Source organism: Acidovorax sp. FG48, from assembly GCF_057809085.1.
This window is the reverse complement of record NZ_JBMDJH010000004.1, coordinates 308,998-327,798: the sequence shown is the minus strand read 5'-3', so window position 1 is coordinate 327,798 and position 18,801 is coordinate 308,998. Positions and strand designations below refer to the sequence as shown.

General features: G+C 56.0%; 20 protein-coding genes. All 20 read right to left on the bottom strand.

Going from position 1 to position 18,801, the window contains the following annotated elements:
• Window positions 1-415: 415 nt before the first annotated feature.
• Window positions 416-634 carry a hypothetical protein gene (locus ACODSU_RS08510; protein WP_488841625.1) on the bottom strand — a complete coding sequence of 73 codons (219 nt, stop codon included), beginning with the start codon at window positions 632-634 and terminating at the stop codon, window positions 416-418.
• Between the two features lie 396 nt (window positions 635-1,030).
• Window positions 1,031-2,764: an adenine nucleotide alpha hydrolase family protein gene (locus ACODSU_RS08505; protein WP_488841623.1), complete on the bottom strand. Its 1,734-nt coding sequence runs from the start codon at window positions 2,762-2,764 to the stop codon at window positions 1,031-1,033.
• 63 nt (window positions 2,765-2,827) lie between these two features.
• Window positions 2,828-3,064 carry a hypothetical protein gene (locus ACODSU_RS08500; RefSeq protein ID WP_488841621.1) on the bottom strand — a complete coding sequence of 79 codons (237 nt, stop codon included), beginning with the start codon at window positions 3,062-3,064 and terminating at the stop codon, window positions 2,828-2,830.
• Between the two features lie 73 nt (window positions 3,065-3,137).
• Window positions 3,138-4,103, bottom strand: coding sequence for a deazapurine DNA modification protein DpdA family protein (locus tag ACODSU_RS08495; RefSeq protein WP_488841619.1), 966 nt, complete (start codon window positions 4,101-4,103; stop codon window positions 3,138-3,140).
• 124 nt (window positions 4,104-4,227) lie between these two features.
• Window positions 4,228-4,401 carry a hypothetical protein gene (locus ACODSU_RS08490; protein ID WP_488841617.1) on the bottom strand — a complete coding sequence of 58 codons (174 nt, stop codon included), beginning with the start codon at window positions 4,399-4,401 and terminating at the stop codon, window positions 4,228-4,230.
• A complete protein-coding gene (locus ACODSU_RS08485) occupies window positions 4,398-4,652 on the bottom strand; it encodes a hypothetical protein (protein WP_436078837.1) in 255 nt (84 codons plus the stop codon). The genes ACODSU_RS08490 and ACODSU_RS08485 overlap by 4 nt, the downstream gene beginning before the upstream one ends.
• A complete protein-coding gene (locus ACODSU_RS08480) occupies window positions 4,649-4,870 on the bottom strand; it encodes a hypothetical protein (protein WP_488841615.1) in 222 nt (73 codons plus the stop codon). The genes ACODSU_RS08485 and ACODSU_RS08480 overlap by 4 nt, the downstream gene beginning before the upstream one ends.
• A 288-nt stretch (window positions 4,871-5,158) precedes the next feature.
• The gene (locus tag ACODSU_RS08475; protein ID WP_488841613.1) at window positions 5,159-5,767 is read right to left on the bottom strand and encodes a hypothetical protein; all 609 of its coding nucleotides are present in this window, start codon (window positions 5,765-5,767) and stop codon (window positions 5,159-5,161) included.
• A 252-nt stretch (window positions 5,768-6,019) separates the two neighbouring features.
• Complete coding sequence (locus ACODSU_RS08470; RefSeq protein WP_488841611.1) at window positions 6,020-6,652, bottom strand: hypothetical protein; 633 nt, start codon at window positions 6,650-6,652, stop codon at window positions 6,020-6,022.
• A gap of 2 nt (window positions 6,653-6,654) precedes the next feature.
• Complete coding sequence (locus ACODSU_RS08465) at window positions 6,655-6,789, bottom strand: hypothetical protein (RefSeq protein WP_436078833.1); 135 nt, start codon at window positions 6,787-6,789, stop codon at window positions 6,655-6,657.
• A gap of 92 nt (window positions 6,790-6,881) precedes the next feature.
• On the bottom strand, window positions 6,882-7,097 hold the full coding sequence (locus tag ACODSU_RS08460) for a hypothetical protein (RefSeq protein ID WP_488841609.1): 216 nt from the start codon (window positions 7,095-7,097) through the stop codon (window positions 6,882-6,884).
• Window positions 7,090-7,983 carry an ArdC-like ssDNA-binding domain-containing protein gene (locus ACODSU_RS08455; protein WP_488841607.1) on the bottom strand — a complete coding sequence of 298 codons (894 nt, stop codon included), beginning with the start codon at window positions 7,981-7,983 and terminating at the stop codon, window positions 7,090-7,092. Before ACODSU_RS08455 ends, ACODSU_RS08460 begins: the two co-directional genes overlap by 8 nt.
• A 76-nt stretch (window positions 7,984-8,059) precedes the next feature.
• Window positions 8,060-8,593, bottom strand: coding sequence for a hypothetical protein (locus ACODSU_RS08450; RefSeq protein WP_488841605.1), 534 nt, complete (start codon window positions 8,591-8,593; stop codon window positions 8,060-8,062).
• A gap of 259 nt (window positions 8,594-8,852) precedes the next feature.
• Window positions 8,853-11,783 carry an adenosylcobalamin-dependent ribonucleoside-diphosphate reductase gene (locus ACODSU_RS08445; protein ID WP_488841603.1) on the bottom strand — a complete coding sequence of 977 codons (2,931 nt, stop codon included), beginning with the start codon at window positions 11,781-11,783 and terminating at the stop codon, window positions 8,853-8,855.
• A 345-nt stretch (window positions 11,784-12,128) separates the two neighbouring features.
• Window positions 12,129-12,380 (bottom strand): hypothetical protein, encoded by a 252-nt coding sequence (locus tag ACODSU_RS08440; protein ID WP_488841601.1) that lies wholly within the window; start codon window positions 12,378-12,380, stop codon window positions 12,129-12,131.
• Window positions 12,381-12,394: 14 nt separating this feature from the next.
• Window positions 12,395-13,543 (bottom strand): DUF7146 domain-containing protein, encoded by a 1,149-nt coding sequence (locus ACODSU_RS08435; RefSeq protein ID WP_488841599.1) that lies wholly within the window; start codon window positions 13,541-13,543, stop codon window positions 12,395-12,397.
• 149 nt (window positions 13,544-13,692) lie between these two features.
• Complete coding sequence (locus tag ACODSU_RS08430) at window positions 13,693-14,199, bottom strand: single-stranded DNA-binding protein (protein WP_488841597.1); 507 nt, start codon at window positions 14,197-14,199, stop codon at window positions 13,693-13,695.
• Window positions 14,200-14,391: 192 nt separating this feature from the next.
• Window positions 14,392-15,051 carry a hypothetical protein gene (locus ACODSU_RS08425; protein ID WP_488841596.1) on the bottom strand — a complete coding sequence of 220 codons (660 nt, stop codon included), beginning with the start codon at window positions 15,049-15,051 and terminating at the stop codon, window positions 14,392-14,394.
• Window positions 15,052-15,278: 227 nt separating this feature from the next.
• Entirely contained in the window at window positions 15,279-16,622 is a 1,344-nt protein-coding gene (locus tag ACODSU_RS08420) for a recombinase RecT (protein ID WP_488841594.1), read from the bottom strand.
• 101 nt (window positions 16,623-16,723) lie between these two features.
• Window positions 16,724-17,623 carry a PD-(D/E)XK nuclease-like domain-containing protein gene (locus ACODSU_RS08415; RefSeq protein WP_488841592.1) on the bottom strand — a complete coding sequence of 300 codons (900 nt, stop codon included), beginning with the start codon at window positions 17,621-17,623 and terminating at the stop codon, window positions 16,724-16,726.
• Window positions 17,624-18,801: the final 1,178 nt, after the last annotated feature.

Here is an 18,801-nt window from a genome sequence, read left to right as displayed (position 1 = left end):
GCAGAGTTACTGCGCCTCGTGGTATGCCCGCAGTAGCACAGAGTGCAGGCGGGTTGGAAGAACGACGGGCACGGATTGCCTGCCGCGAGCAGAGAAATACTCCCTGGTGAGTGGCAACCAGAACGCCTGCTTGAGGCAGAACTTCGTGTCGCATTCCAGTTCGGGGACCAGACTCCGAGGAGCCAAAAATTCTCCGAGAGCGTTTCTCTCTGTGTGCTGGGAGGTCCCATAGGCAACAAGTACCCGGGGAACCCGTGAAGACTCATCGTCCACCGCCAACACCAGTACCGGCCGAAACTTCGGACCGGGGACCATCACTGATTCACTTTCAGGGAACCAGCATCGCACGACTGTCCCCACTGGTGGTGGGGCAAGAAGGGTACGCATACAACCTCCTCACCCCATGAAGGGGCGGCTACGTTCGAGGCTTCAGGACGCCTGAGGCTTCGAACAGTTGAGACAAGGACTTCGGTTGAAGCCCATCGGGGACGGGTTTGAGCCCGTAGTCGCCAAGATCCTTCGCCACAGCGCGCAGAACCCATTGCTCCGGTGTGATGCCCAGCTCTGCAGCCAATGCGTTCACACGTTCGTAAGTAGTTTCGTTGTCGCTGAAGCGAAGAAGGATTTCTGGCATGGCTCGACCTTGAAAAGGCAATGATCGGGCAATGGTACTGGGGGGGACCAAAAGACCGCTCTTCCAAAGCCGGAGGCCCAGAAAGGCGGCGCGGTTCATGCCAGGAACCATCGCAGGCACGTTCGATACATGGTGGCCTCACAAAAAAAGGCCCACGTACCCAACCGGGTAGGAGGGCCCGGTTGGACAAGATGCGCATGTGGCCATACGCGGTGGATGCTGATTGTTTCAACTCCCCAGCTGGGAATATGGACTGCCAGGCATAGCCAGGAAGTGCAAACTGCTTTCCTAAGGAGCCCCATCAGAGCTACTTGGGAAAGCCCTCGCGCAAGCGCGAGGGTTTCATTAGGCATATCGTAACCGTTCTGGCGGATAGATATCAATGCCCTTCCGGCATCAGATCAGGCTCTGCTGCCGCTGGTAAAGCACATCGCAGCGAGCCTCCAGCTCTTGGGGGCTTCTTTGACCGTGCAAGTTGTGCTCCTGTCGCCACTGTGTGCGGCGCATGATCTCGTCAGTGGTTCGAGACTGGCCGGAGCCAATATGGACCATCCCAAGGCGGAGGTACGTTCGGAAGCCCTCTGTCCAGTCAGGGTAGTCTTCATGGCAGTAGTCCCGGATGTAGTCCTCAGCAAGAAAGGCGATGAAGTCGCAGGCAGACTCAGCGTCTACCTCAAACTTGTCACCTTCCTCATAGTTTGCTACCAACGAGCCGTTGGCCAGGACTTTGAGGTCAAAGCCACAGGACTCGTGGAAGATTTCAGCGCCAAGGTCTCGCAGGCCCGAAACAGTGTTCATGCCTGTCACCTCGTACCAGTTGTTCCCTACATGGATGCGTCCGATCTTGGGCACCGGAGTGTGCGGGTAGCTGGGCCCCACAGGGGCTTCCTCCCACTGCCCTTGCTCCACCACTTCAAAGTAGGTCTTCAAAGCGCTGAAAGGAGGGAATAGACCGTAGAGGCTCCATCGAAGATCGATGGCGATCAACTGCTCGGGACTGATGATCTGCACGCCGGATAGCCTTTCAGCGGTCAGGGTGTAGATCAAAAGCTTCTTGAGCGTTGCAGGACTGAACGTGTCAGCTCCAACTTCGATATAGCCGTCCTTTGAAATCGTGCGACCCACATACTGTCGAAGGCTCCAGTCGAATTGCGTGTCAACGATCCAATTGCGAAGTCGATTAAGCGGTCGGAGAAAACCGAAGGCTTTCTCGTTACTCTCAATCATCGACTCAACTGACCGATCCCGCCCCACTCGACTGCATGCCCAGCAGCCCGATCTGGCCGAACATGGCTTTTGATATGCGTTCATCTTCATGTCCGCGACGATGACGCAGCTGGACCCACCACTCGCGCGGTAGAAATCCATTACATCTCCGAAATCGGAATACGAGTCATAAACGCCAGCAGCCGACATTCCGAGCGTCTCCCATACGTCATCCTCAGTGAAGTCCAATATTGGGGATGCGCGAAGGTCTCCATCGTCGTTCGTCCACGTACCCTCAGCCGTTTCATGTCTGTGGGCAATACGTTGATCGCGAGCGATTGACTCACCGGATCGGACGCCAGTCAGGATGACCGGCGCTCCCCATCCAACGAAACCCTCAGATGAGAGCTTCGCCTGATTGATGAGTTTGCGAGCCGGTTTGGTCTTGAAGTCAATTGTGCAATCAGCACGACCGCCCGGGTAAGTAGGCAGCGCTCTACCGCCAATTACACGCACAGGCCAAGTCGAGTTGAGATCAGGTTCACCTATCAAAGTCTGGAGTTGCAGATGGTGTTTTCGGCCAAATGCAACCATCTTTTCAAGCTCAGATAGTGCCATTCTTGCAACGACTGGATTTTCAACTCCCGTCGAGCTGTGAATGATGATAATTGGAGGCACACTACCACCTGCTTTTTTGAACTCAACAGCGCTACGAAGCAGTAAATCAGCGACTGTGCTGCTATCTTTTCCAGAGCTGAAAGCCAGGCATAAAACGTGCTTATCGCGCATCAGGTTCTGAATTCTACGACGTGCTCGTTCTTCCGGTGATTCCCGCATCATCCTAACTTCCTGCGCAGTTTGGCTGACAGAATCGGGAACTGGAGTATCTACTTCACCATCAAAAAATAGGTCCAGAGATTTCACTTGATTCTCCTTTTGCGGACCTACCCTCGCGGGTGTGGCCCGCAGGGGTTATGAATGTGGCTATCAGAGGGGATTTGCGGTGTCACACACCCGTGCAGTCGTTTGGAAGCGACCGCACTCGCTGACACCATCAACAACGGTTGTTTCCCCTCCAAGGACACCACGAATGGTGGTTGCTTCGAACGTCACGCTTCGCCCGAGAAGGCGAAACTTATCCCCCACCATCAGTTTCTCGTTGACCTGCAGTGAGGCCTTTGCGCCCATGACCATATCGACCAGGGCGACGCTTGTATTGCTCATAGATTTCTCCGGGCCTGCCCATTGGGTCGAGGCCCAATGGGTTGAATGCCGCACATAGGTGCGGATCGAGTAATCAGGATGACAACTGGAGATCCAGCTGACGCCCGGTACCGGGAAGAATCCGCGCTGTCGCAACCGACATCCAGCGGCTCATTTCCTCCGCACGATGCGCCAGGGTGTTGGAATAGGCCCCTTTGTGAGCCTTTATCCGAGCCCCGACATCCCAAGCCATGCTGTCCACAGACTTGACCCAGCCGAGCTTTTTGACCTGGGCAAGAGAAGTGCCCTTCACCCCGAACAGGTGAAAAGCGGTGTTCTCTGGGATTCGTCCGTCCAATGCCTGCAGGATGGCGTAGAGCCCATGCTCGGGGTGATCGGTTGACCTCCGGCAGACAGAGCCGAGCCCCATCAGCCGAGGGGGGGCGATCCACGGTTCCCAGCGCCTCCAAACCTCAAGGATGAGGTCCAAACAGCGCTGGTAGTCGCCTTTTCGCCAGCCTTGAACAACCGGCACAGGTGGTTTGAGCATATTTGCGATCACCGATGCCGATTCAGTTTTGGCCAACTCGTTTTGCCATGCATAGAGGGTTTGGAGCGTGCCTTCCAGCAAGGTCGCAGTGGCATTGATTCGAAAATCAATTTCTTCCTGGCTGTTCTGCAACTCCGGCTCACAACAAAGATCTGGCGCACTGAACCACTCGGGATTCAGCAATGAAGCAAGCTCAAGGTATTGGCCAGCTGTCCAGGGGTAAATCCCCGCCATACCTGGTTGCTTTCCCTTCGCTTGAAACTGTGACACGGCCACAAACCCGGCCGAATCCAGCGCGAACGGGACCTCGTAGAGATCGGAGATCTCCGGCACGACAAATTGGGCCTTCTTGGGGTTCCAAAATGCATTGGCACTGACCATTGAGGGGTACCCCTCTCGGAATGCATGGAATGCCAGCTTGCCGCCTTTGTGGGGGATACCTACCCGCATGACCAGCTCATCGCTGACGTGCGCATTGACTTGCCCCATGGGCAGATTCGTTGTTGACACAGTGATGCTCCTGAGTTGATGGAGCACCACCCCATCGGGTGATGCCCCGATGGGTATTGGCCGAAGCCACAATGAAAAAACCCGGTCCTCTTGCGAGAGACCGGGTTCAGCGACTTGGTGGATGTTATCCGCGAGTCGAATGGCTGTGGCGCCGTGCCTGGCTGCGTACTGCACGGCGATGCCGCCATGGGTCCGTTCGGCGCATTTCTTCCCGAATGCCCTTGAAGGCACCAGTCAGAGGCGCGAAGTAGACGCGAACGCTGTTGAGAAAAATGCGGCCGATGTTGAGGTCGGTCATTTGAAAATCTCCTTCAGAAGATCCCAGGACGATTTGAGCAGATACCCCAAAAACAAGGCGATGTCCAAGGCCATGAGGCCGTGGGCAACGTAGCTGATGGAATTGTAGGTGAATGCCGTGACGCCGAGGGTTTTAACCCACTGGGAAGCGAGGTCGAGACCCACTGCCAGGCCGCCCAGAACGATGAAAATTACCGTCCCGAAGAGCATGTGCAGGATCTGTTCGCGAATGAGCCGTTGATGCCCATTCACTCTGTGATCTCCAGGCCGAGGCCTTCAATCAACAGAGCGGTACCATGAGCCCCAGAATTCCAGAGCAAGGTACGCTTTCCGACATAGAGATGTCGTTCAGCTGCCCAGTTCGGCAAATCGGTGCGTTCGGTTGTCCAAACACCCCGGTAGCTTTGAGGCTGCGCCTCGTACTCCGCAAGTGTCATTTTCACGACTTCTGGCTGAGAGTTTGTTTTCATGTTGGCTCCAATGAGATGCGAGCCAGCCCTACGGGATGACCCGCAGGGTTGATGTTGATCGGCATGCCGATCGAATGTGCTGATTGTTTTACTTCCCCAGCTGGGAGTTTCGAGCTGTAGGCGCAGCCTGCAGCATGAAAACGCTCGCGCAAGGCCCCAATAGAGCCTAGGACGAGCCCTTTCGGGCTTGGGCCAGCCAACCCCATGGGGGTGGCTGGTTTCAAGTCTAAAAAGACTGATTTGCGGGCACCAGATCGGAACCCTCACATGCAGAACGCTTGGCCTGAACTAGCGACGCCAATTTGCGACGAGGGTAGCAAGGTCTTCAGGCACCATGATGGTGTCGCCGCTCTCCATGGCAAGGATGCTGCGTACTGCAGCCACCTGGTGAGTTGCCCCCTGCCCTTCGCCTGCACGCCGCCCCATGAGTGAGGTGCGTGCTTTGAAATGATGACCTTCGCAGTCTTCAAATGTGACCCGGTAGTCGTGTAGAAGCTGGCCACAATCGCCCCAGCTGGTCGTTGGGTGGAAGTCCAAGGCGTAGCCCTTCAGAGTAGCTTTAGCCTCCAGTTCGGCCTCCTGCTTGGTCAAGTAGAACATGCCCACCACACCCCGGCCTTCCGAGCCGTCTTCAGCAAGGAAGTTGATCGTTGGCAGCTTGGCGCCATTCTGCACACCAAACCGAGTCACACGGATGGGCGATACACGCGCCTCATAGGGAGTGTTCGGGGAATAGATACTCGCCGTCTCATAGAGGGTGATGGGAAGCGCCTTCCCTTCCAGGTCAGTGTCCTTTGCGTGCACTGGTTCTCGCTCAGCGCGGCCCAAGATCATGGCCATGGCCCAGTCGAGCTGGATGTTGGAAGCCGTCGAAACGGCAATGGGTATTCTCTTCATAGAGTTGATCTCCAAAGATGTCAGCCATCCTCACCCAGCGGTGAACGAGGGCCGCAAGGGTTGTGGTTGATGGCAGCGCAGTGGCGACCGGAATGCTGGTTGTTTTAGCTCTGCAGCTCAGAGACATCGATGGGGTTGCGCAGCAACACCAGGGAATTCGCTTTGCGCAGCGCACTCGTGTGCACTGGGCAAAGCCAACTTACGTGGCAATGCACCTGGTCAACCAGACCCGCATTCAGCGGGTCTGGGAGTTCAGGCGGGGATGGCTACCAGTTCATGGAGTACATGTGCTGGAACACCCTCCAAAGGGGTTGAACGATCAAGTCGAATCTCTTCGACTAGACCGCTATTTCGCCAAAGCAACACCACATCGCAATGTCCTGTGCGGGCGTCCATGTACTTGAATACCGGATGCCCATTGAGGGAGAACACCTGAGGTGGTTTTGCTTGGTACTTCTTGCGCCAACTCAGATCTTCCTGAGCTTCGGAGTACAGCATCGCTGCTCGAAAGCACATGGGGCGACCGGAGGGAAGGCCACACTCGAAGGTTTGACGGCGTGCGCAAACCATTCGTGCATCATCAACCTCCACCATCAACCCAGTGAAATCCGTAAGCAGGAACTCTGCGCGGATGACTTGTGGATCGAAGGCGTCGATGGTCGATTTCCCGTTGTATTCGCTGAGAGGTATCAGCTCGTAAGCTTCTACCGTACAGCGAACCTGATTCCACCAATGGCGGGCCAGAACGGTGTAGTGCTTGCCACCGTAGGTGATGGCACGCACCTTTGCGGGCATGTCCGGCTGACGCGAGCACAAGCCGAAGCTTGAATGCGCCAACTCGAATGCGCGGAATGTCTCTGCGGAGACGATTTCGACGCCACCCATGGTCACACCTTAAAGAGGGCACCAATGCGGCCGATGAGGCTGCTTTTGCCGATCCAGCTGTAGCGGCGGGATGCCACCGGAGCTGGGTTCAGATACTTCAGGCCACCGGCTGTACGGACGATTTCGATAGAACGCATGAAAGAACTCCTAGATAAAAGCCCAGGAGCACCCCCTTCCAGGGGATGATCCCTGGCGGGGGGGGAAAGCGCATCTGGGATGCGCCAACGACTTACATTTCGCGAACTTCTTGAACGAGCCCATCCTTTAGCAACTGATTCGCTTTGGCCTGGGCCTCATCGATGTCGTTGCGGTGGAATGTGCGCTGGGTGCAGCCATACAGCTTCACCCCGTCTTTGTTGAACTCCAGGTCCACACGGACAGTGGGTACAGAGGCCATGTCGCGACCAACATACGCGACTTTGAGCCGGGTGCGGGTTTCAGCCATGGGCCACCCCCGCATTCACGTTGAGACCTGCTTTCAGGATCTTGTCGGCTGTCGAGAAGATACGCGCTGCGCTCTTCTTGTAGGCCTCTCGATCCGTAGTGCTGTGCCCCAGCCAAGACTGGACATATCCCCGGGCTTCAGCGAGCCCCGGGAGGTTCAGCGCCGAGCAGCAGAGGAATGCCACACTTTCAGCTTCAGCCTCCTTCAGGGTCTTGCCCAGTTCGCTTCCATCAACCATCTCCACGGTCTCGTTTCCATGCAGAAGGCAGTGAGCCATTTCATGAAAACGAGTCTTGTGTGGCAGTTGCGCCAAAGGGTTCATCGCGATCTGCTTAGCTGGAGGCAAGGCCCATCCCTGGGTATTGCCGCCAACCATCGCAAACGGAACCTCGGTGATGCCCAGCTTTGCCATTGCCGCATTTGCGTCCCAATCCATCTCGACCTTGACGATCTCAACAGGAGGGTTCTCCGCGTTCGGATCAACTTCAGTTTGCGCAAGAGCAAACCAGTTGTTCTTCATCATGAATGCCATGCGGGCTGAACTGGCTTTCGCATTCTCGTCCGGCGCAGGGCGAGACTTGATTTCAGCCTTGGGAGCCGAAACCTTGTCGCCGTCCTTTGGATTGCGCGGCGTGAAAGGCATCCAAAGGCCAATGGCCTTTTCTCCCTTCTTCACACAGCGTCCTTTCTCTTTCCACGCTCTGAAGCTAGCGATGGGGCTAACCTCAATGTTGCGCATGCGCAGCTGCTCCACAGCAAGTGCCTGGTTGCCCAGGCTGTAGTTGTGAAACGCGTGGTAATAGTCGCCGAGTCGGCCAGGTTCTGTGAGGATCGATTCGATCATCTTGAGCCAGTCGGGGCGCTGAAAAGCTAACTTCGATTCCATGGTGACTTCCTATGCAAAAAGAGCAAGGACACCAATCCCCATGCAGGGACTGGAATCCCCGCTTGGGTGGAACAAATTACGCGATGACTTCGAACTTCTCGTGACCGAGTGTCAGTTCGGAAGGACCACCGTGATACACAGGCGAACCCATTGAAGGGTCAACCGGCATGCCCATGGGCATACCACCTACCATCGACATGTCGTCAAGGGATGGGAGACCGACCCCTTGAATGCCGGCATCAGCTGGCACCACTGATGCGGCCTTGCTACTGCGCCGACGTGTCGGCTTAGCAGGGCTCGCAGCAGGCACGGCCGATTGCTCAGGCGCATCCACAGGTTGCTTGTTAGCAAAGGCCGCTTCCGCCGCTTCCACACGCTGCAGCAACGAGGCTGTCGTGTCTTTCAGGGCTTCAATGGACATGGTTTGGTCCTCAATCAGCTTGAGGGCGCGGTCGAGGGTTTCATCCTTCCCTTTGGACTCCGAGGACTCGGAGCGCACCAAAGATTGAATTTTGAGCTTCGACCAGAAGATGAGGCCTGCAGCCAGCACAAGGCAAAAACCAGCAGAGCCCACCAGGGCGAAACAAAAAAGGGCTTTCTCAAAAGACATAGTGAACTCCGATTGATTGCGTGATCAGCGGAGACACCAATGCCCATGCGGGAATGGGCATCCCGCCAGGGTTGATGTGACAGGCATGCACCTGTCGTTTGAATGCTGGTTCGCCCAGGAGGCACGGTCAGCTACCGTTTTCGAACTCTCTGCCTATACGGACGGAGAATGAAACCTTGTTTTTCAAAGCGCTCTCCCTCGTCAAAAGCGCTTTGAAAAACCCCGCGATAAATCGCGAGGTTCTCAGGGTCATGAGGGGTTAGCCACACGAGCCCATATAGCCACAGCCATCAGCAGTGCACTGTTCGCAACCGCCGTATTTCACGACGGAGTACCGTTTGCAATCGGGGCACTGGGCGCCGTTTTGCATCGTTGCTTGGAGCGGTGTACCTTCATCTTCAGGCTTTGAATCGCCCTGGGGAAGACCGCTCTTGGCAACGGGGTGACCCTTTGCGTCGAGGATACCAAAACTGTGGAAGCGGTGGATCAACAGTTGCGCCATGTACGCGACAGTTGATGGGTAGCAAGCTTGACGCTTCTCGCCTGGTACCGGGGCCCAAAAGTCGCCCTGGGGCTCACGGTAGTTCAGCAATTTGCGCAGCTTCATCCCGATCCAGGCTGGATCGGCCACCCGCATATCAATCGACAGGAGCTTGCACAGCCCGTCGTAGACCTTGGGATACGTTCCAGCGATCCAGACACTGTAGGGGCGTCGGGAGCCATCCGGCATTTCCAGTTCCTTGACGAACATGACGAAATCGTCGCGAGTTCCTGCGTTTTTCACGTCCACTGTCCAGGACAACGTGCCCTCAGCTTCTGCCTTCGGTTCCTTGCGGAACATCATGGCATCGACCAGGGAACTGTCACCCTCGGACTGCAGCCAGCCGATTTTCTCAGCGTGGTACTGAACGATCTGTGAGAAAGCCGACACCACGCTGGGCACGGTGTGAATCTCACCAGTTGGTGGCATGGCGATTTCCACTGGTTGCCCATCACACTTGTTCAGGGATTCCAGCTTCAATTTGAGCCAGCCTTTGTCGAAGGTGCGCATGTCAGCGCTCAGTGTCTTGGCCACTGCACCCAGCCCGCGAGGAGCTTCAGCGCCATTGATCCAGACTTCGAACGGATGGGTCGTCCCGTTGACGTGTTCGCCCACCATCACAGCGAAGTCCCCAAGGGGATTCTCAACCATGTAGGTGAACGATGGGTTCCCATCCGGCATGTGCGGCCGATCAAGCCAACGCATGCTGTTCATCACCGTTTCCGGCAACTGATGCAAGCGCACCCGACGATCCGGGTCAACCTGGTTCGCAAACTGGCCATCGTGAGCAATTCCCTCAGGGGATGTGCTGCCCGATGCCCCATCATCTGCGATCAGAACCGCACCCAACTCGCCTCCCTCGCGGAAGGTGGTCAGGCCTTTGAGCCCCGCACACCATGCGTCCAGGTACACCCCCTTGAAATCCTCGAAAGGACAGTCCGAGGGGACGTTGACCGTCTTCGAAATCGCAGAGTCGATCATTGGTGCAAGCACCTTGAGCATCTCCATATGGCCGGAGACCGATAGGGATTGAGCCGTTTCGAAGTAGTCAGGGAGATTTTCTGTATCGCCTCCCATTTTCTGGTACTGCAGATATGCAGCATTCACCAGCCCATCTTCCAGCTTGCGCGTTCCATCCAATTGGATGACTTCACGTTTTTGCTTGAAGCTAAAAACTGGCTCAGCGCCCGAGCTGCAGTTGTTTCCGAAGGTCAGAGAACCGGTGCCAACAGGCGCCAAGCTCAACAGGTGACTGTTGCGGATGCCATGCTTTCGAATGGCCTGCTTCAGCTCCTCGGGGAGGCGACTCGCAAACGTTCCATCGCTCGTTTCAGTCACCCCTTCCAGATACCCTTCAGCATCGAACAGGGGGAAGGCCCCACGTTCAACCGCCAACTCGACGGATGCATCGTAGGCTGCGTAGGCAATGGTCTCCGCAATTTTCTTAGCGAAGTCCCGGCCCTCTTGCGAGTCGTACTTCAAGCCCATCATGATCAGCAGATCGCCCAGCCCGGTGTAACCCAGTCCGATACGACGCTTGCTCTGGGCCTCAGCCTTCTGTGCCTCAAGAGGCCAGTTGGTGAGATCAAGCACGTTGTCGAGCATTCGGACAAGCATCGGGACAACGGCGCGCAACCGCTCGAAGTCAAAGGAAGGGACCCCCTCCCAGACAGCGCAGTTCACGAACCGGGGCAATGCAACGTGACCCACATCGCAGCAACCATAGGCGGGAAGCATTTGCTCACCGCATGGGTTCGATGCTGCGATTTTCTCGGTGTACCGCAGATTGTTGTCTGCATTTACCCGATCAAGGAAGATGACGCCTGGCTCACCTCGGTCATAGTTCGACTTCATGATCGAGTCGAACAAGTCCTTGGCACGCAGAGTCTTGTAGATCCACAGACCATCCTTGCCACGCACAGCCCCAGCAGCTTTCTGCGTAGGCGACGGTTCGGCCTTGTGAACCAAGTTGAAGTCACCGTCATCCACCACGGCCTTCATGAGTTCGTCGGTGATACCAACTGACATGTTGAAGCAGCGCAGCGGGCGCTTGTCCCAAGGAATCGACGGATCGGCGACGCGCTTGGCGACGATGAAATCCTCGATATCTGGGTGGTCACAACGCAGCACGGCCATTTGAGCCCCACGACGCGCGCCCGCCGAAATGACGGTCTCACACATGGAGTTGAAGATCCCCATGTAGCTGATGGGGCCGCTGGCATGGCTTCGCGTGCTTTTGATCCAGGAACCTTTCGGCCGGATAACACTGAAGTCGTAGCCAACTCCACCACCCAGACGCATGGTCTGAGCGGCTTCGCTTGCGGCTTCCATAATCGATGGCATTCCATCGACCCGTTCATAAACAGAGTCGGCGATCGGCTGCACGAAGCAGTTGATCCAGGTGGTGCCGAGATCATCCAAACCGGCAGAGGAGTTGATGCGCCCGCCGAGGATGACGTAGTTCAGAGCGTCGCGAAAACGCGGTTGCCACTCTTGAGGGACATGTTCATTTTGAGCGAGGCCATTGGCCACGCGGTCCAACACCTCCTCGGGCGTTGTTTCACCGCCGTGCGCGTATTTCTGCAGGAGCAGGTCACGCGACAGGGGTTGCAGTGCGATTCCCATCTGGGAGATTGCAGTCATTTCCATTTTGGACTCCTTTTCGGTTGCAAAAACCCCATGCAGGGCCTGCCACAACCCCCCTCCCATTGCGATGAGAGAGGTTCTGGCAGACCCTGCCATGGGGCGTGTCTTCTGAAACCAACCAAGGAGCCGCCCAACCGGGAGGGTCCCGGTTGGGGTTGAATGCACATCGATAGATGCGCTGGGTGATGTTGACCAGTGACCTGGGCAACGGAATATGCTGATTGATTACCCTCCTCAGCTCGGAGCAACAATCCGTGGGACTAGCCACACAGAATGAATTCAGGCTTTCCGCATTGCACCTGGTGGTGCAATCTGGAAAGCCCGCCCCCAAAGGGGCAGGGTTTCATTTCAGACAGGCTTGTAGCGTTCCATCATCCACTGGGCATGCCGGGCATACTTTCCAGTGAATTCGGGCACTACGCCGTCCTTCCTTCGCATCAGGCTGGCGACACACGCAATGTGTTGTCGCGCGCCAGTGTCGTTTTCAGAGCGGTCCTTGAGAAACGCCTTGTAGTCGCCATCAAAACCGGCCGGGGGTGCGAACGCTGTTCGCGCCCCAGGGTCCGTATCGATCAGCCTGAAGTTCACACGTCCATACATGGTGCGTGCCCCCTTCAAGCGACTTTAAGCATCGACCGACGAACGGCCTCCAAGGTAGGAAACCCCTCAGGTCCGTCGCGCCGAAGCACGTCGAGCCAGTCGAGGGATTTGGCGTCAGCAGGAATCTCCCCTTTCGGGGTGATAGCTGTTGCGCGAACGCCCATCTCCCAAGCACGTCTGACAAGCTTGATCGCCGCCTCCTGGCCAGGACCTTTTGGCGCGTACTGAGACGGTCGGTCTTTGTCGGTGAAGACAATCAATTGCTCCACAGACGGTGGCGGCACGAAGAGTCCCAACATCACAGCATTTACCGTTGGCCAGGTTGGAATCCCTGTCGCTTGAACCACTGCCCATGCAGTCTCGATCCCTTCAGCTACAGCAAGTACACGACCGTGTTGACACATCCTGATAGCTCCCCCAGTGACCGTTCGGACATCGGGGTAGGCCATCAGCTTCTTTGGAGACGCGACGTTGGCCTTGCAGCCATCGTTCGTCAGGTAGGTGCGATGGATCGTCACCGGCTCCCCCTCCGGACTTGTCACCATTGCAAGCATGGCCGGGTAGCGGCCGATGATGCGGTTGGTTTCAGGGTCGAAGTAGGCAAGCGCCGGGTGAAACCTCAGCGTCTCTGGGATCTGGATCGATAGACCACGATTTCGCAGATATCGCCGCAATGGTTCTGCCTCCCGTGACGTGACGGGTAGCGAATCCAACCAAGCTCTATTGAGCGAAAGCGCTAGCTTTTCGTTCTCCTCCCGCGTGTTCCCCGTTGGCTGTGGGACTACGGCTATGGGACGCGGCCGGAGCTTCCCGTCTCCGCCTTTGAAGTGGCTCATCACCTCCTCAACGGCTTCACGAGCTGACCATCCATTCGCCCATTTCAAAATCTCAAATCCGTCATGAAACCGTCCGCATGTGTTGCAGACGCCCCCTCCGGTTTGATGGAAATCCTTGAACATCCGAAACCCATCGCCGTTCTTGCCTCCGTGAACAGGGCAAGCTACGTGACGTTTTCCGAGTGCATCAAGGGCTGGGCTCACCTGGGGCGCTAACGCCCTCAGAACCGAGTCCCAGTTACCAGCTGCATAGTTGCGCGCCTCTGACCAGTATTCCTGCCAGTGCTCACGCCACTCAGCGTCAGTGAGTCTTCTGTAAGCTGTCATAGGTTCTCCTGTAGTGGCCCAGAGAGGGCACAACAAAGCACCCGTGAGGCACTTTGGTGTGCCCACTCATGGGCTGCGAAAAACCCAGCCAGTGACTCCCCTGCCGGAGAGTTCCCGGCTGGGAAGAGTTCGCTCAGAAGAGAGCTACATTAGGTTGCCTGAAACGGCCCGGACATGTAGTCGCGAGGAGCAGATTGCTCGTTCTCGTATCCGTTCTGACCTTCAGCAGAACCGTCTTGATGACCGTGGCCTCGTCCTGCGGACTGGGGGAACATGCTTGGTTTCCACCAATCAACATGAACTTCGACGATGTGATGAGTCGTGCCCTTGTCATCCGCCCATTTGCGGGTACGCGAACGACCTTCGATCATCAAATGGGATCCTTTTCGACCCCATTCGCAGATCATTTCAGCCATGCGCCCCTTAGCAACGACGTTGTGCCACTCGGTGTACTCCTTCCATTCGCCGCTTGATGCTTCAAGCCATCTCTCGGAAGTAGCCATACGGAAATTGACCACCGCATCACCACTCGGGAAGCGACGCAACACGAGGTCGGTGCCGATGTTCCCAATCAGCATATGCCTGTTCATAAATGCTCCAGTTTTGGTTGTGATCCTGGAGACCCACTGCCCCAAGGGCTGGTAGTGGAGCCCCATGGGGTGCGCTATTCAGCGCGGGAAGACGCACTTCGCAGTGAGCGAGTTATCGCAATCTGCGCCGAGCGCCAAGACCTGGCGGGGTGCACCCGGTAGTCCTTCGACTGCCAAGTGAACTTTCCGTCAGTAAGTTGATGGATGAAGCATCCTTTGTAAGACGCCGTGTAGGCGCAACTGATGAGGCGGGCCATATCAAATGCGCGCGAGTCGCTTGACCATGGTGGGCACCATCACCTGCTCTTCTACAACAATGAAGTCGTCCAACAATGTGATGAACTCATCTCGCACCTGATCACAGACTTCATCGAAGCGGCGAACCAGGTCGAACTTCGTTTTCAGCTGTGATTGGCTCAGGTCGAGAAAATCGTCACGCGACATGCCGTGATCAATTCCGTTCGAGTGAACCCGATGAAATCGAGGCGGAACCTTGTAGTTTGTGCGGGGCGTAGTGCACACACCGCAGGGAGCCGACTCACCTGCCGGCACAGCTTGATAGTTCCGTTGTCCACAACCGGTGCAATAGCTCTTGTAGCCGGGGTCGTAATACTCACCCGAATACAGAACCATATGACCGCCCATGCGGCCGTTGAACCCAACCGTGTAAGCACCGTAGGTCTCCTCGGTGAAGCGACGGATGGGGCGATTGATCAGGTCCTGAAGATTTTCGAGCTGGACGACTTCCTGCGCCTTTGCCAACTGAGCGCCACGCAGACCAAGTGAATGGATCTTGCAGCAGTTCGAGTAGCTTTCAGCTGCCGATCGCGTACCCATCGTGCTGTAGCGACGGTGGTTCGCCAGGAAATCGGCCATTTCTTCCTTGGATTTGCCAAAGATTGTCTTGAGGAAAAACATGTTGAACTCCCTATATGGAACTTCGATGTGCTTTCCCTCCAGCGGGGAAAACACCTCGCTGGGTTGATGTGATGTGCTGTATTGCCTGGAATAGGCGTGGCCAGCTACCTTCTTTGATCCGAATGGCATAGCCAAGTCGAATGAAACTTTGAGTTTTTCGAGGCCCACCCATGAGGGATTGAGCCTTGAAAAACCCCCTGCATACGCAGGAGGTTTTGAGATGGATATCACCCAAACATAGGGCGAGTTCCATTTTTCTCGTGGTCGTTCTTCAAGACCATGTACTCACGCGAGATGGCTTCCAAACCTGCTCCTTGGAGCCGATCCTCTGCCTCGATATAGATATCGTTCACGCGGTCCATGTTCGGCGCTCTGCGCATCCTCTCCAGGAATGGAGCCGCAGCCTTCAACGAAGCCTCTTCGCTGGGTGTCTGAGGTTTCGATACAGGAGCGCTTTGAGACGGCATTGGCTGTCTCACAGGAGGGTTTGCGCGTTGAGCTACCGGTGTCACCACAGCCCCTTGTCGCGGAGCACTGGCTTGCCGCTGTGTAGGCGGTGGCGTTTGCGCAGCTGGCCGGGGGGGCTGTGCTGGCGCTGTTGCAGGTGCGGGTGCCTTAGCGTTTGGTGCATACCCTCCCTGAACGGGGGGACGTGCTCCATAGCTTCTCGACGGCTGGCTTGGTGGCTGAACCGGGCCCGTGGAATGTCCACCCTGCGGTGGCTGAACGGGGTTCGCGTTCCCTTCGTTCTCGGGCTGCGCTTTGAAATGCGCAGGTGTCGGCTCGTAGGTGCCATCAGCGGCCTGTTGCAGCGTTATCCGCTGCTTCAAGCCCTCATGCGACAAAGCATCCAGGTTGAGTGCAAGGGACAGATGGGCTGACTTCGGCAATTGCTTTGTGAGCTGGCGAATCACCGATTTCTTTCCCATCTCAGTGAACTTATCCATCCATGGATGGAGTTGCCCGTTCTTCTTGGCAAAGCGATAGCCTGCACTCGAATCACGGATTTCCTCGCAGTCTTTCTTGGCCAGGTGGATAAACGCTGACTCTCCGCTGGTGAGCATTGCAACCGCGTAGAAGCCCACGAGGTTGCCACGCTCCGAGATCGACACAGGAAAGCCATTCGATTGGCCGAACGGCTTATGCACGAGCTTGCGCCCAGCACCGTAGTCGATTTCAAAAGCATCCCGCTCGTAGACTTCCATCGCGTAGATGTCATCCACAAAACCGGATTGCCGAGCCAGCTTCATCAATCCCTGGTAGCCAGTGATCAACTGACACTCGCGCTTGAATGGCACAAGGTAGGCTTCACCGTTGAGACCTATTTCTAGGCCCATCTGGCTGGCCTGCACTACTGCGGCCATCACGGACATCGGATCACATTCTTCAAGCTTCGGGTTGAGGCGAAACGCCGACAACGCGAGCCACATCATGCGGTCAGAGTCCAGATGCTTTGGTAATGCACGCTGGATTTCCATCCGGCTCTTTTCCAAGAGGTCGGGAAAGAGCATCAGCTCGTTGCTGCTGTTGCCAGCAGCACGCCGAACTGAGTTCAATGCTTGGAATGACATTGGTTTCTCCAAAATGAAATTGGGAAACGTCATCCCCTCCGGGATGAGCGTGTCCCGGAGGTTGAATGGAATGCTGAAGAGTATCTCAACGCCTGGATGCCTCAGTAGGCGTCGTCATCGTCGAAATGAATTTCGCGTTCATAGCTCGGAACGTCGATTTCTTCCTCTTCACTGAATGGCTGGTAACTCGGCCATTGGTCGTTTTCTTTGCACCACTGCAGAAGCTGCAGAGCAGCACGGTACTTAGAACGCCCTACTCGCATCGTGCGATCACCCGCGCGATAGAGCGCAACACCATGCGGTGCAGCAGTCTCCACCGCAAGGAAGCGGAACGGAATATCCCGCTGAAGGTACTCACTCAGTGGATCGCTGTAGTACGCCGCTTGCACGTCGTAACCCAGCTTTGCCATCTGGCGTCTGAAAGCATCCTTGCTTGCATCCAAAGTTGATTTCAGATCGAGTTGACCGGCAATGTGATTGCTGGCGCCCATTTCAAGCGCTTGCGACAAATTGACCAGCTCACCTCCATCGAGCAAAAGCACATCGGGGCGGAATTTGCAGTCCACACCCGTTTCGGCATCTTTCCAGAAGAAGCTCATTTCCTTTCTGCCCTCGCGGACGAAAGTAGACGCACGAACATGGCCGTCGATTGCTCGACGCATGCTTTGCAGCAATTCCATTTGCTCTTCTGTAAGTGCCTTCTTGCCCAAGTGCTCAGCCTCCCAGGCAGCAGCTGCAGCTTTACCGTCGTTGGTACGACGGTCGAACTTTGGTGCAACTGTGTAGGACTCTGAGAACAGGTGGGGCTCCAGCACAGCCAGGTGCAGCGCGGTGCCGAACTCCATAGCTGGTGTCGGTGTGTGCTCGCTTTCCAAGTAGTGCTTAAAGTGCGCTGGTGAGCGCATCATCTTCACGAGAGCCGAATGGCCCACAGCCGGGGAAGCATGATATGACGCAGCGGGCATATCAAAAACTTCCAGCCCATTTGCAATTAACGTCATGCGGTATCTCCAATTTGATGAAAATTCGAGATGCCGCACCCTCCGGGTGAAGCACCCCGGAGGTTTGTGAAAAATAGAAACTGCTGGTTGATTTTTGGGGGCCAGCTACCGCCCTTTTTGAGCTGCCTGGATACCCAAACAACAAAAAGCTTTCTCAAAGGCACTCAGTAAATGCATTTGAGGAAGCCAGCCCGCAGACGAATCTGCGGGCCGTCTTTACGCCCGTTTTTGGACCATACCTGCTTTACGCAGGGATTGACGGACAAGGGCCCTTGTCTCTTCCGAGGCGAGCGCATCCGGTGGACTCGATTTGAGTCTCGAATGCACGTCCCCAGCGAGGCGGATAGGAATGCCCTTGTAGAGGCGTGTGACTGTGTTTTCTGCGCGTGTTGTGATTTCGGCAAGCATGTGGTCACCCCCTCCGATGGAAGAGGCGGTCACCGATGCCGAGACCGATGGCCACGCACAGAGTAACGATAAGAATTTCCATGATGAGCCCCTCGCTAGGTTGTTGAAAACCTGCTGGGTGCCGCACATGACATTTTTGAATGTCCGTGGCACCCCGCAGGCTAGAGGGCTCTATTACTAGAGCGCTCTAGCCTGCGGGGTTAACCGCAGACTAAATTGGACTACGCTAAATGATTAGCGGAGACCGAGCACCTGGCACACCTTAATACCCAATGGGTAACCGGTAGCGACACAGGCGGCAAATACGAGAGCGGACATGGTGATACTCCTAGGAACGGAAATTCCTCGGAAACACCATGCTCCCCTCGGAGATGGCATCCCCGAGGATTTTGAATCTCCACCAAATGGTGGAGGACTGCACCGAAAAACCTTTGAAGAGGTCTTTCGATGTTTTGGCACAAGCGAGCGCAACACGCCTACGGCATGAAGAGTTTTGCTTGTGTCTTTGAAACCGGCCTGCATCGCGCAGGGCGGGGAAGAGAGCCCTTCTGGGGTCAATCTTCCAAGTAGAAATGCCTTAAAGGCAGGATTGCAGCGAGAAGCCCATCTTCCATCCAACGGATGAAAGTCCAGGTCTTAAACGCGCCCAACCCAACTGCTATTTCCCGCAGTGACGGGATGGGAGCTTCGCTCCAATCATTCATGCATGCGCATGAGAAACCAATAACGGAATGTTGCGTCGTTAGTGGTGTGCTTGGCAAGGCAAGCAG